The organism is Streptomyces sp. NPDC033845 (assembly GCF_055576225.1).
This window is the reverse complement of record NZ_JBVIRI010000013.1, coordinates 106,216-119,454: the sequence shown is the minus strand read 5'-3', so window position 1 is coordinate 119,454 and position 13,239 is coordinate 106,216. Positions and strand designations below refer to the sequence as shown.

The following is a 13,239-nucleotide window of genomic DNA, read 5'->3' as shown; positions in this document are numbered from 1 at the left end:
GGAGGAAGCTCGTCGTGAGCAGCAGGCCATCCCGAGGCGCTGCTCGCCTCGCAGCAATACTCGACGCACTGCCGGACGCGCTGCTGCTCGTCAACGCGAACGGCACCGTCGTCAACGCCAATTCGATCGCGCTCGACGTCATGGAGAGCCCCGGCACCGGTCTGGTGGGCCGCGGTCTGCTCGACCTGCTGCCCGAATTCGACTCCAAGCTGATCCCCGGCTCCATGCGGCGCCCCGGTGACGACGCGGACCTGCGGACCAAGCCCACCCGGATGACGGCCCGCCGGACCGACGGCTCGGAGTTCCCCGTCGAGGTCACCAGCGCCAGCCTGGACGGCCGGGACGCCTACCGCGAGCCGAACCACTCCTACACCGGCGACGAACTGCTGATGCTGGTCGTACGGGACCTCTCCGGCACCGTCGACACCGAGGCGGAGCTCGCCCGCTCGCAGCGCCAGACCGAGATGATCCTGCGGGCCGCCGCGGAGGGCGTGGTCGGCACCGACACCGACGGACGGGTGGTGCTGGTCAACCCGGCGGCCGCCCAGATCCTCGGCTACCGGGCCACCGACCTCGGCAACCGCGAACTGCACGGCCTGGTCCAGCACTCCCGCGCCGACGGCTCCCCCTTCCCCTTCGACGAGTCCCCGCTCGCCGACACCCTGCGCAGCGGACGCAAGCACCGGGTCCGCGGCCAGGTGCTGTGGAACAAGGGCGGCCAGCCGGTCTCCGTGGACCTCACCACCTCCCCGGTGCGGGACGGCGAGCAGCTGGTCGGCGCCGTGATGACCTTCACCGACCGGCGGCCCTACGACGCCCTGGCCGCCCGGCACTCCCAGCTGCTGGCGGTGCTCGGCGACTCGCTGCGCGGACCGCTGGAGGAGCTGCGCGGGGAACTCGCGACCCTGGCCGCGGACGACGCCGGCCAGCTGTGGCCGGAGGCCAACCAGCTGCTGCACCACCTGGCCGCCGGGTACTCCCGGATGACCACGCTGGTCGACAACGTGCTCGGCTACCAGCGGCTGGACGCGGGCGCCGACAAGCTGACCAAGCGGGCCGTGCTGATCGACGGGGTGGTCGCGGCCGGGGTGGACGGGGCGGTCGAGCTGATCGGCCCGGGCCGGGCCCAGTTCGCGGTGCACGCGCCGACCATCGAGGCCGAGGTGGACCCGCGGCGGATCGCCACCGCCCTCGCCCATCTGATCGCCGACGTGGCCGGGGTGGACGCCACCGGCAAGACGCCCGCGGGCAGCGGCTACACGGACTCGACGATCGTGGTCGCCGCCGCGCAGCGCGGCGAGGTGGTACGGATCGAGGTCCGCGGACCGTACGAGGGCGGCAGCCCGGTGCACGAGCCGATCGTGCGGGGCATCGTGGCCGCGCACGGCGGGGTCCTCCAGACCGTGGAGGTGCCGGGCGCACCCGGCGGGGCCTTCGTCCTGGAGCTGCCGCTGGGCTCGGGGGCCGGCACGGTGACCCTGCCCGAGCCGGATCCTGACCCGGAACCGGGCACCCCGGGCGGCCCGGAGGGCTCCGGCGGTCCGGCCCCGGGCGGATCCGGCGGCCCCGGCTCCGGTCGGCGGGCCCGGCGCGGTGTGGACGCCTTCCTGGACGAGGAGGAGGCCCGGCCCGGCGGCGAGGAGGCCGGCGGTGCCCTCGCGCTGCCCTCGGGGCGCCGGCGGGCCGCCGGACAGGGCCCCGGTCCGGAGGGCGCGGCCGGGCAGGCCGCGGGCGCGGCCGTGGAGCGGCACTCCGGCCCCGAGCTCGCGCAGTCCCCGGTGAACCCGGCCGGTCTGGGTACCGGGCGGCGGCGGGGCCGGGACGGCGACGACGAGCGGGCACTTCCCGCGCTGCCGGCCCTTCCCGCTTCCGCTTCCCCCGCCGCCCCGTCCGGGGCCGCCGGTTCCGCTTCCGGGCCGGTCCCGGGCGGCGAGGCTCCGGGCGGGCGGCGCCGGGCGCTGGGCCAGGAGCGTCCCGAGCTGGGTCCCGGGCCGGTGCCCGGCCAGGGCGTCCAGGCCGGTTCCGGAGCCGGGCCGGCGGGGCCGGCCACCGGTCCTGCCCTGGGTACGGCGCCGGTCGGCGGCCCTGCCCGGCCGCTGCCCGCCGGGCCCTCGGTTCCGGTCCCGCCGACCGCCGGATCGGCTCCCGGCCTTCCTTCCGGTTCCGCTTCCCCCTCTTCCGGCTCTTCCGCGGGACCTTCTGCGGGGCCTTCCGCGGGACCTTCCGCGACCGGTGCCCCGGCGGGGCCGGCCGGCCCGGTGGCCCCGCCCGGTGGGCGGCGCGGTCGGCGGGTGCTCGGCAGCCCCGAGACCGAGGAGACCCACGAGAGCGCCGGGGAGAACGCCGTGCCCGGCGAGCACACCCCGGCCCAGGCGCACCAGCCCACCGGCCGCCGCCGCGCCCTGCCGGGGACCGGCCCCGGACCGGTACCGGGCGCTCCGGCCGCCGGTCCCGGGAGCACGGCACCGCCCGGCAGCACCCCGCCCGCGAGCACCTGGCCGGTACCGGCCGCGCGTACCGCCCCCGAGGACGATCCGGCCGGGTCCGGCTCCGCCTCCGTACCGGCGGCCCGGCAGCCGCAGGAGGGGCGTCCGCAGTCCATCAGCGTCCGCACCCTGGGGCAGGGCATCAGCGTGGAGCCCGCCGCCGACGGCACGGCCGCCAGCGGGTCGGGGCGGCGCCGCCGGCTCGCCGAGCCCGCGCCGCAGGGCCGGGCCTTCGCCATAGGGGCCCCGGCCGCGGGTGCCGCCGAGGGGCCCGAGCCGCTGGACGGCCCGGGCGGGGCCGTCGAGGTGGTCAACCGGCCCGTACCGCAGCCGGTGGACGACGAGCTGCCCCCGGAGCCGCTGGACAACCCGCGCCGGCTGCTGGTCTGGCCCGCGCCGGACGTGGCGACCACCCAGGCGCTCAGCGACCGCGGCTACCGGCCCGTGATCGTGCACTCCCGGGAGGAGGTGGACGCACAGATCGCGGCGTTCCCCGCCGCCCTGTTCGTCGACCCGCTCACCGGGCCGATCACCCGCACCGCCCTGCAGTCGCTGCGCCAGGCCGCGGTGGCCGCGGAGGTGCCGGTGCTGGTCACCGCCGGGCTGGGTCATGCCACGCGGGAGGCGGCGTACGGCGCGGACCCCGCGGTGCTCCTCAAGGCCCTCGCCCCCCGGGACAGCGAGCAGCACCCCTCCCGGGTGCTGCTGATCGAGGAGAAGGACGCCATCGCCGCCGCCCTGGGGGCAGCCCTGGAACGGCGCGGCATGCAGGTGGGCCGGGCCGGCGCGGACACCGACGCCGTGGAACTGGCCGCCCGGATGCGGCCCAACCTCGTGGTGATGGACCTGATGCAGGTCCGGCGGCGGCGGGCCGGGATCGTGGACTGGCTGAGTGCCAACGGGCTGTTGAACCGGACCCCGCTGGTCGTCTACACGACCGCCGGGATCGAGGAGTCCGAACTGCCGCGGCTCGCCTCCGGGGAGAGCGTGCTCTTCCTCGCCGAGCGGTCCACCACCGAGGAGGTCCAGGGCCGCATCGTGGACCTGCTGGCCAAGATCGGTACGAATTAGCCAGTCTTGGCCCCATGGCCATCATCGATCGCACCGAGAAGCCCGTACCCGCCGACAACGGGGAGGTGAGCCTCCTCATCGCCCGTCAGGTGGAGCCGGGTCACGAGGAGGCCTTCGAGGAGTGGGCCCGGGGGATCCTGGAGACCGCCGCCGGTTTCCCGGACCACCTCGGGTACGGGCTGTTCCGGCCGGCCACCGAGGGCGGGCCCTGGTTCCTGGTGCACCGGTTCCGCAACGGCGCGGCCTTCCAGCGCTGGCAGGACTCCCCGGAGCGCGCCGCCTGGTTCGCGAACTGCCAGGGCCACCACCACACCGAGATAGCCCGGCGGGAACTGCAGGGGATGGAGACCTGGTTCGCCAAGCCGGGCACGACCCGGCCCGCGCCCCCGCGATGGAAGATGGCGATCAGCTCGGGGCTGGCCATCTTCCCGATCTCGCTCGCCGGGAACGCGGTGCTCGGGCCGTACCTGGTGGATCTGAACTTCGTCCTGCGGACCGCGGCCTTCGCCGTGGTCTTCAGCACCCTGATGACCTACGTGGCGATGCCCGCGGTCAGCCGGCTGCTGCGGGGCTGGCTCAGCCCAGCGTCGTGACCTCCAGTGCCCCGTCGGCGTACTGGCCGCGGATCACCTTCTTGTCGAACTTGCCCACGCTGGTCTTGGGGACCGCCTCGACCAGGGCCCAGCGTTCGGGCAGCTGCCATTTGGCGATGGACTCGCCGAGGAAGGCGCGCAGCGCGGCGTAGTCGGCGGTGGCGCCCTCCTTGAGGACCACGGTGGCCAGCGGCCGCTCGCCCCACTTCTCGTCGGGCACGGCGACCACGGCGGCCTCCGCGACCTCGGGGTGGGCCATCAGCGCGTTCTCCAGTTCCACGCTGGAGATCCATTCGCCGCCGGACTTGATGACGTCCTTGGCCCGGTCGGTGAGGGTCAGATAGCCGTCCGGGCTGATCACTCCGACATCGCCGGTCTTCAGCCAGCCGTCGGGGCTGAACTTGTCCTCGGGGCGGTCGGGTTCGGCGTCCGCCCCGTTGTAGTAGGCGGCGGCGATCCAGTTGCCGCGGACCTCCAGCTCGCCCGCCGATTCGCCGTCCCAGGGCAGCAGGTCGCCGCCCGGTCCGGCCAGCCGTGCCTCCACCCCGGCCGGGAAGCGGCCCTGGGTGATCCGGTAGGGCCACTCCTCCTCGGCGGTGAGACCGGCGGGCGGGCGGGACATGGTGCCCAGCGGGGAGGTCTCGGTCATGCCCCAGGCGTGGCAGAGCCGGACGCCCAGCGCGTCGTACGCCTCCATCAGCGCGGGCGGGCAGGCCGAGCCGCCGATGGTGACCTGCTTCATCGAGCTCAGGTCCCGGGGGTTGGCGGTGACCTCGGCGAGCAGCCCCTGCCAGATGGTGGGCACGGCGGCCGCGTGCGAGGGCTTCTCGCGTTCGATCATCTCGGCCAGCGGGGCGGGCTGCAGGAACCGGTCGGGCATCAGCATGTTGATGCCGGTCATGAAGGTGGCGTGCGGCAGTCCCCAGGCGTTGACGTGGAACTGGGGCACCACGATCAGGGTGGTGTCCTGGTCCGTGAGGGCCATCGACTCCGCCATGTTGACCTGCATGGAGTGCAGGTAGATCGAGCGGTGCGAGTAGACGACCCCCTTGGGGTCCCCGGTGGTGCCGGAGGTGTAGCACATGGCGGCGGCCTGGCGTTCGTCCAGCTCGGGCCAGTCGAAGACGGCGGGGCGGTCCGCGATCAGTTCCTCGTACTCGTGGACCTGGACGGGCAGGGCGGCGAGTCCGGAGCGGTCGCCGGGGCCGGAGACCACCACGTGCTCCACCGTGGACAGGTGCGGCAGCAGGGGGACCAGCAGCGGGAGCAGGCTGCCGTTGACCAGGACCACCCGGTCCGCGGCGTGGTGCACGATGAAGACAAGTTGCTCGGGGGGCAGCCGCAGGTTCAGGGTGTGCAGGACGGCGCCCATGGAGGGGATCGCGAAGTACGCCTCGACGTGCTCGGCGTTGTTCCACATCAGGGTGGCGACCCGCTCGTCCGGCCGGACTCCGAGCTCGTCACGGAGGGCATGGGCCAGCTGGTGGCTCCGGGTGCCGATCTCCGCGAAGCTCCGGCGGTGCGGTTCGGGTTCCCCGGTCCAGGTGGTGACCTGGGACTTTCCATGGATCGTCATACCGTGCTGCAGTATGCGGCTGACGAGCAGTGGTACGTCCTGCATGGTGCTCAGCAAAGCGTCCTCCCGGGGGCGCTGCGGCTCTGCGGCGGCGCGGCTCTTTGCTGGAGATTCTGCTCGCATACCGGTCGGCATGTCACTACCCGGGAGTAGAGAGCGACGGCCGTGGTCATCTGTGGTTCCGTGCACAGCGGCCGGGGTGCGCCTCGTGTGCGCGATGCACTGTTTCACGTGAAACACGAGGCGGGGACGGCTGTTTCACGTGAAACAGGCGGCCCGGATCCCGGGGTCAGGAGGCGGGGCAGAGCTCCGGGCTCAGCGCGGGGTCCTGGCGGAGCTTGACCAGGGCACGGGAGACGGCGCTCTTCACGGTGCCGATCGAGACCCCGAGCACCTCGGCGGTCTGCGCCTCGCTCAGGTCCTCGTAGTAGCGGAGCACCACCATGGCCCGCTGCCGGTCGGGCAGCCGGGTGACCGCCTGCCACATGGCGTCCCGCAGGGCCTGGATCTCCGCGGGGTCGGCGGCCCGCGGGACCTCGGTCTCGGGGACCTCCTCGCAGGCGAACTCGTCGACCTTGCGCTTGCGCCACTGCGAGGTCCGGGTGTTCACCAGGGCCCGGCGGACATAGCCGTCGAGGGCCCGGTGGTCCTCGATCCGGTCCCAGGCGGCATAGGTCTTGGCCAGGGCCGTCTGCAGCAGGTCCTCGGCATCGCACGGGTTCGCGGTCAGCGAGCGGGCGGTGCGCATCAGGACGGGCCCCCGGGTCCGCACGTACGAGGAGAACGACGGGTAGGTCGGGCGCGTCGACGGGAGGGAGGCCTCCGTGCACACAAGCGTGGTCATGGCTCCACGCTAGGAGGGCGGGACGCCCCGGGGATCGCCCCCAGGTGCCGAAGCGGGATCCGTCTCAGGTTGTAGGCGCGGCGCCGGCCCGACCTCCTGAAGGTGGAGGGGGCCGGCTCCGGTCCGGCGGTTCCGTCAGCTGCCGCCCAGTCCGTCGGCGGACAGCACCAGCCCGGAGGTGGGTACTCCGGTACCGGCCGTGACCAGGGTGTGTTCCACCTGGGAGACCTGGTTCACCGAGCTACCGCGGAGCTGCCGGACCGCTTCGGCGATGCCGTTCATCCCGTGCAGATAGGCCTCGCCGAGCTGACCGCCGTGGGTGTTCAGGGCGAGCGCCCCGGCCGCGGTGAAATCGGCGGCCTCGCCGGGCCCGCAGAACCCGAACTCCTCCAGCTGCATCAGGACGAACGGGGTGAAGTGGTCGTAGAGGATCCCGACGTCGATGTCCGAGGGCCGCAGTCCCGAGGTCCGCCACAGCTGTCGGGCCACCACCCCCATCTCGGCCAGCCCGGTCATGTCGTCCCGGTAGAAGGAGGTCATGCCCTCCTGGTTGCGGCCCGCTCCCTGGGCCGCCGCGGTGATCACCGCGGGCGCCCGCCGGAGGTCCCGGGCGCGTTCCACCGAGGTGACGACGATCGCCTGTCCTCCGTCGGTCTCCTGGCAGCAGTCCAGCAGCCGCAGCGGTTCGACGATCCAGCGCGAGGCGGCGTGGTCGGCGAGGGTGATGGGCTTGCCGTGGAACCAGGCGGCCGGGTTGGTGGCGGCATGGCGGCGGCCGGTGACGGCGACATGGCCGAAGGCCTCCGGGGTCAGCCCGTAGGTGTGCAGATAGCGCTGGGCGGTCATGGCCACCCAGGAGGCCGGGGTGAGCAGTCCCCAGGGCAGGGACCAGCCCAGTGCGGCGCCCTCAGCCGAGGGTTCGCGCTGCTGGACGCCGGAGCCGAAGCGGCGGCCGGACCGCTCGTTGAAGGCGCGGTAGCAGACCACGACCTCGGCGATCCCGGCGGCGACGGCCAGGGCGGCCTGCTGGACGGTGGCGCAGGCGGCGCCGCCGCCGTAGTGGATCCGGGAGAAGAAGGAGAGGTCCCCGATCCCGGCCGCCTGGGCCACGGTGATCTCGGGGCTGGTGTCCATGGTGAAGGTGACCATGCCGTCCACGTCGGCGGGGGTCAGCCCGGCGTCGTCGAGGGCCGCGTGCACGGCCTCCACGGCCAGTTTCAGCTCGCTGCGGCCGGAGTCCTTGGAGAACTCGGTGGCGCCGATGCCGGCGATGGCGGCTCGGCCGCCGAGCGAGTCACGGGTACGGACGCTCATGCGGCGGCCACCTCCTCGGACCCGGCGGCGGTGCCGGAGCCGGTGGCGGTGCCGGCGCCGGGCAGGGGTCCGGCCACGGTGGCGGTGACGGTTCCCGTGACGTGGTGGCCGAGGCCGTTGGCTCCGGTGACCCGGATCTCCACGGTGTCCCCGTCCACCGCGGTGACCGTTCCGGTGAGCACCATGGTGTCCCCCGGGTAGTTGGGGGCGCCGAGCCGGATCGCCACCTTGCGCAGGACGGCCGAAGGACCCAGCCGGTCGGTCACGTACCGGCCCACCAGCCCGTTGGTGGTCAGGATGTTCATGAAGATGTCGGGGGAGCCCTTGTGCCGGGCGAGCTCCGCGTCGTGGTGCACGTCCTGGTAGTCGCGGGAGGCCAGCGCACCCGCGACGATCAGCGTGCGGGTGATGGGTATCTCCAGCGGCGGGAGGGTGTCTCCGGTCTTCACGCCTGCTCCTTTGCCATGACGTCGGCTGCCAGTAGGTCGCCCAGTTCGGCCAGCAGTCCGGGGCCGGAGCCCAGATAGGCGTCCAGCTGCCGGCCCCAGAGGAAGTGCCGGTGGACGGGGTGGTCGAGGTCGGCACCGGTGCCGCCGTGCAGGTGCTGGCCGGTGTGCACCACCCGGGTGCCGGCCTCGGCCGCCCACCAGGCGGCGGTCAGCGCGTGTTCCCGGGCGGGCAGGCCCTCGTCGATCCGCCAGGCCGCCTCGTAGGCGGTGACCCGGATCGCCTCGGTGTCCATATGGGCGTCGGCGGCCCGCAGCATCACCCCCTGGTTGGTGGAGAGCGGGCGGCCGAACTGCTCGCGGGTGGAGGTGTGGGCCACGGCCCGGGCCAGCGATCCGGCGCAGACCCCGGCCTGGAGCCCGGCAAAGGCGGTCCGCGCGGCCGCCAGCACGCTGTCGTGACCGGTGCCGTCCCCGAGGAGTTCGGCCTCGGCGCCGGTCAGGGTCAGCCGGCCGGCCGACCAGGGGGCGGTGGTCTCCACCGGCTCGGTACGGACCCCGGGCGCGTCCGTCCGTACCAGCCACAGGGTGCGGCGGGCGTCCGGGACCAGGACGTGGGTGGCGTCCCGGAGCCAGGGCACGGCGGGCAGGGCGCCGGTGAGCCGGCCGTCCTCGGAACGGACCCGGGCGCCGGCCGGGAACGCCCCGGTGGCCACCGCGCTGCCCTCGCCCAGGGCGGGCAGCAGTCGGGCCCGCTGCTCCTCGGTGCCATGGGCCGCGACCGGCCCGATCCCGTACGCGCAGGTGGCGGCGAGCGGGACCTGGGCGGTGGTGCGCCCCTGTTCCTCCAGCAGCAGCACCAGCCCGAGCAGGCCGATGTCGGCGACGGCGGCGGTCAGCCCGGCGGTGGTGAGGGCCTTCCAGAGTTCGGCGTCGGTGCCGGTGCCGGCCGCGGCCAGCCGTTCATGGGTGGCGAGGTCGCGGAAGATCCGGGCGGCGAGCCCGGCGGCCGCGGTCTGCTCCTCGGTGGGGTGGAAGTCCATCAGGCCTCGCTCCCCCGGAAGACGGGCAGTTCGAGGTCCTCGTCGACCCGGAGGAACTCCAGCCGGACGGGCATGCCGATGCGCACCTTGTCGTAGGGGACGCCGGTGATGTTGCTGATCATGCGGACCCCTTCGGCGAGTTCGACCAGGGCCACGGCGTAGGGCGGGTCGAAGGCCGGGAACGGGGGGTGGTGCATGACCACGTAGCTGTAGACGGTGCCGGCGCCGGAGGCCTCGATGGTGTCCCAGCCGGTGCCGGAGCAGACGTTGCAGCCCGGCAGCCAGGGGAACCGGGGGGTCGCGCAGTCGGTGCAGCGCTGGATGAGCAGCCGGTGCTCGCGGACCCCGTCCCAGAACCCCTGGTTGTCGCGGTTGACCACCGGGCGGGGACGGCGGGGGGCGGGGGCGGCCGGTGCCGGCCGGGCCGCCGGGGCGTACTTGAGGATCCGGAAGCGGTGGGTGCCGGCGGGTTCGCCGTCGGCCCGGACGTCCATCCGGGTGGTCACGAAGTGGCCGGTGCCGAGCCGGGTGGTCTTGCGCGGGGAGACCGACTCGATGACGGCGTCGAAGGTGATCGTGTCCCCGGGGCGAAGCGGCCGCAGGTACTCCTGCTCGCAGTCGGTGGCGACCACCGAGGTGCAGCCGGCCCCGTCCAGGAGGGCGAACAGCTCGTCGTAGGCGTTCGAGCGGCCGGAGCCGTCGGTGTGGCCGGAGAGCCCGCCCATCGTCCAGGCCTGGAGCATGGTGGGCGGGGCGACGGCGTCCGGTCCGGTGTAGGCGGGGGAGGTGTCCCCCATGGCCTCGCACCAGTGGCGGATCATGGGCTCGTTGACCGGGTCCTTCCCCCGGGCCGCGGTCGCGGCCGGCCGGCCCTCGAAGGCCTTCAACCGGGCGTACAGCTCGTCCTCGGTCACCGCTTGCGTCCCTTCATCCCCAGCCGCATCATCGCGACGATCTCCCGTTGGACCTCGCTGACCCCGCCGCCGAAGGTGTTGATCTGGGCGGCCCGGTTCATCCGCTCCAGTTCGCCGCCGTGGAAGCCGTCCGGGCCGCGGACCAGGCCCTCCTCGCCGAGGATCCGCTGGCAGATCCGGTAGACCTCGACGGTGCTCTCGGTGCCGAGGAACTTGACCCCGCTGGCGTCGCCGGGTGCCAGGGTGTCGGCGCCCACGTCCTGGACCAGCCGCCAGTTGAGCAGCCGTACGGCAGCCAGCCGGGCGTGCGCCTCGGCCAGCCCGGACCGCACCCAGGGCAGGTCGGCGGGGCGCTCCCCGGTGTCCGGGGCGGGGGTGCGGGCGTGGCCGAGCACGGCCTCGTAGAAGTCCTCGGCCTGCATGCCGATGGCGGCGAGGGCGACCCGTTCGTGGTTGAGCTGGTTGGTGATCAGGCCCCAGCCGCCGTGCTCGGGGCCGACCAGGTTGCCGGCGGGCACCCGGATCGAGTCGTAGTAGGTGGCGGTGGTGGTGAGGCCGCCCACGGTGTCGATGGGGGTCCAGGAGAATCCGGGGTCCTCGGTCGGCACCAGGATGATCGAGATGCCCTTGTGCTTGGGGGCCTCGGGGTCGGTGCGGCAGGCCAGCCAGATCCAGTCGGCGTTCTGGGCGTTGGAGGTGAAGATCTTCTGCCCGTCGATCAGCCAGTCGTCGCCGTCCCGGACGGCCCTGGTGCGCAGCGAGGCGAGGTCGGTGCCGGCCTCGGGCTCGGAGTAGCCGATCGCGAAGACCAGCTCGCCCCGGAGGATCCGGGGCAGGAAGGCGGCCTTCTGCTCGGGGGTGCCGTACTTCATCAGGGTCGGGCCGACCGTGTTGAGCGTGACCATGGAGACCGGGGCGCCCGCCCGGTAGGCCTCGTCGAAGAACACGAACTGCTCGTCGGGGCCGCGGCCCTGGCCTCCGTACTCGGTGGGCCAGCCGAGGCCCAGCAGGCCGTCGGCGCCGATCCGGCGCAGGAGGGCGCGCTGGGCGGCCGGGTCCTGGGGCGGTCCGTCGGGCATGAGGTCCCGGAAGTAGGCGCGCAGTTCGGCGCGCAGCCTCAACTGGGCGTCGGTCGGGGCGAGGTGCACGGTGCTGGCCTCCCGGCATCGCATCGTCGAATGGATCTGACTGTCCGTCAGATCGCCTCGGGATGTCAAGGTCGGGGAGGGCCCGGGAAACGCGCGGGGGCGCCCGCGCTACCGGACCCCAGCCGGTCCGGTCGCACGGGCGCCCACAGCACTGTCGGAGCTATCGGACAGGGGGCTACCACCAGGGGTGGAAGTTCACCGACACATTGGAGTTCGACTGGTTGATGGCCGTGAAGGCCGAGCCGTTGACCTGCGCGGTGTTGTTCTGGTTGGACGCACCGGAGCCGGTGGCGACCTGCTGCGAGGTGCTGGAGTTCCCGTTGTTGTTCCCGCCGACCCCGCTGCCGATGATGCTGGCGACGCTCGCATTCGATCCGTCGTTCGCGAACGAGCCGTTGTCGGCCTGGGCGACCCCGCCGAAGAGGGCGAAGGCGAGGGGGAGCGCGGCGACGGCGGCGAAGACGCGGGCGGTACGGATGCTTGCCATGTGTGAATCCTCCAGGGACCCGAAGTGGGGGTGGTTCCAAGGCAGTTGGCCGACCGCCTCGGTCGTTGCTACGACGTCGCGAGATCAGAGTTGCCCACCGAATCCCCGGCGAACCACCCCGGAGTCCGCGATTCCCCCGCAAGCATGAGCAACATCGGATAAACCTCATTCGCGCCCCCGGAGCCGCAGGTCAGCCTCTTCCACACGGTCGAAACCCGTGTCCCGCAACAGCTGAAGCGTTACGGCAAACCCGCCCGAACCGGAAATGCCGAAAAGGGCCGCGACCACACGGGAGACCGTCGTCTCCCGGGTCTGCGACCCTGCTGTCCCAAGCCTCGCGCCCCCGCACCACCCCGGCGCACGCCGGGGCACCCATCCTCGCCGCACTCGCGGCGGTCCCTCCGTGACGATCCCTCCGGGCCCGTCCCGGGCCCACCGGGCCGATCCGGCCATCCGAGCCGATCCGGCCGCTCCGACGCCGCGCCCAGCGCGGCAACCACACTCCGGCTAGGCGGCGAGCTCGACCTCGTCGCGTTCCACGGCACGGCGGGGCAGGCTGCCGGTGAGCGCCGCGGCGGTGGTGGAGCGGCGGACCGAGGGGGAGGAACCATGGGCTTCGGCGCGGATCCGCTGGGCGATGGTCGGCGGCAGCGCCCCGCCGCGCAGCATGGCCCGCCGGCTCCGCCGCCCCTGCACCGCCGAGGCCTGGGCCGGCACGGTCACTGACCCGGTCACGGACCCTGCCCCGGTCACGGACCCTGCCCCGGGGGCCGTCGTACCACCCCCGCCCGGTACGGGGGCGACTCCGGTGGCGGCGGCCGTGGCTCCGGTCGCCGGGACGGTGGCGCCGGTGGCCGGGGCAGCGGCCGGGGCGACGGCGGCGGTGGCCGCACGGCCGCCGAGGCCGATCGAGGTGAAGAACGCCACCAGCGCCGCGAGAACGGCGGTGACTGCGGTACGGATCGACGCGACCTTGCTGCTGCCAGCCATGACGGCCCCTCATTTCCCGAATATGCCGGATGTGCCAGATGTTCCGACGGGCGGATCTGAATACATTCGTCATGATGCGGACGCAACCGCACGGGCGCCTCGACCCGCGCCGATCTTCCGACAAACACCACTCGGTCGGATCAACCGCCCCCGCCGCACCCCGGGAAACACAAGGAAAAAGGGGCGCCACCGACTCGGTGGCACCCCTTCCGACCGGCGTGTTCGCCGACCTCGCGCGGTGGGTGTGGGATTTGAACCCACGGTGACATCGCTGCCACGACGGTTTTCAAGACCGTTCCCTTAGGCCGCTCGGGCAACCCACCTGGC

At 73.5% G+C, this 13,239-nt stretch carries 11 protein-coding genes and 1 tRNA gene; 2 read left to right on the top strand and 10 right to left on the bottom strand.

Features of this window, described 5'->3' with window-relative positions; translation table 11 throughout:
* The first annotated feature begins 14 nt into the window (after window positions 1-14).
* Window positions 15-3,557, top strand: coding sequence for a PAS domain-containing protein (locus tag ACZ50K_RS26235; RefSeq protein ID WP_468907437.1), 3,543 nt, complete (start codon window positions 15-17; stop codon window positions 3,555-3,557).
* A gap of 14 nt (window positions 3,558-3,571) precedes the next feature.
* Window positions 3,572-4,150 (top strand): antibiotic biosynthesis monooxygenase, encoded by a 579-nt coding sequence (locus ACZ50K_RS26230; RefSeq protein WP_468907436.1) that lies wholly within the window; start codon window positions 3,572-3,574, stop codon window positions 4,148-4,150.
* Here ACZ50K_RS26230 and ACZ50K_RS26225 read toward each other — a convergent pair.
* The 10 genes from ACZ50K_RS26225 to ACZ50K_RS26180 all read right to left on the bottom strand — a co-directional run bounded on the left by ACZ50K_RS26225 (window position 4,134) and on the right by ACZ50K_RS26180 (window position 13,235).
* Window positions 4,134-5,783 (bottom strand): long-chain fatty acid--CoA ligase, encoded by a 1,650-nt coding sequence (locus tag ACZ50K_RS26225; protein ID WP_468907435.1) that lies wholly within the window; start codon window positions 5,781-5,783, stop codon window positions 4,134-4,136. The two genes, ACZ50K_RS26230 and ACZ50K_RS26225, sit on opposite strands and share 17 nt — an antisense overlap.
* A 232-nt stretch (window positions 5,784-6,015) precedes the next feature.
* Window positions 6,016-6,570, bottom strand: a complete 555-nt coding sequence (locus ACZ50K_RS26220; protein ID WP_468907433.1) for a SigE family RNA polymerase sigma factor — start codon at window positions 6,568-6,570, stop codon at window positions 6,016-6,018.
* Between the two features lie 135 nt (window positions 6,571-6,705).
* Entirely contained in the window at window positions 6,706-7,884 is a 1,179-nt protein-coding gene (locus tag ACZ50K_RS26215) for a lipid-transfer protein (protein WP_468907432.1), read from the bottom strand.
* Window positions 7,881-8,333 (bottom strand): MaoC family dehydratase, encoded by a 453-nt coding sequence (locus ACZ50K_RS26210; RefSeq protein WP_468907431.1) that lies wholly within the window; start codon window positions 8,331-8,333, stop codon window positions 7,881-7,883. Before ACZ50K_RS26210 ends, ACZ50K_RS26215 begins: the two co-directional genes overlap by 4 nt.
* On the bottom strand, window positions 8,330-9,373 hold the full coding sequence (locus ACZ50K_RS26205) for an acyl-CoA dehydrogenase family protein (protein WP_468907430.1): 1,044 nt from the start codon (window positions 9,371-9,373) through the stop codon (window positions 8,330-8,332). The genes ACZ50K_RS26210 and ACZ50K_RS26205 overlap by 4 nt, the downstream gene beginning before the upstream one ends.
* Window positions 9,373-10,287 (bottom strand): bifunctional MaoC family dehydratase N-terminal/OB-fold nucleic acid binding domain-containing protein, encoded by a 915-nt coding sequence (locus ACZ50K_RS26200; RefSeq protein ID WP_468907429.1) that lies wholly within the window; start codon window positions 10,285-10,287, stop codon window positions 9,373-9,375. The genes ACZ50K_RS26205 and ACZ50K_RS26200 overlap by 1 nt, the downstream gene beginning before the upstream one ends.
* Window positions 10,284-11,435: an acyl-CoA dehydrogenase family protein gene (locus ACZ50K_RS26195; protein WP_468907427.1), complete on the bottom strand. Its 1,152-nt coding sequence runs from the start codon at window positions 11,433-11,435 to the stop codon at window positions 10,284-10,286. The genes ACZ50K_RS26200 and ACZ50K_RS26195 overlap by 4 nt, the downstream gene beginning before the upstream one ends.
* Before the next feature lie 175 nt (window positions 11,436-11,610).
* Window positions 11,611-11,922, bottom strand: a complete 312-nt coding sequence (locus tag ACZ50K_RS26190) for a hypothetical protein (RefSeq protein ID WP_468907425.1) — start codon at window positions 11,920-11,922, stop codon at window positions 11,611-11,613.
* A gap of 507 nt (window positions 11,923-12,429) precedes the next feature.
* Window positions 12,430-12,912 carry a DUF6344 domain-containing protein gene (locus ACZ50K_RS26185; protein ID WP_468907423.1) on the bottom strand — a complete coding sequence of 161 codons (483 nt, stop codon included), beginning with the start codon at window positions 12,910-12,912 and terminating at the stop codon, window positions 12,430-12,432.
* Window positions 12,913-13,148: 236 nt separating this feature from the next.
* Window positions 13,149-13,235 (bottom strand) — tRNA-Ser (locus ACZ50K_RS26180).
* Window positions 13,236-13,239 lie beyond the last annotated feature (4 nt).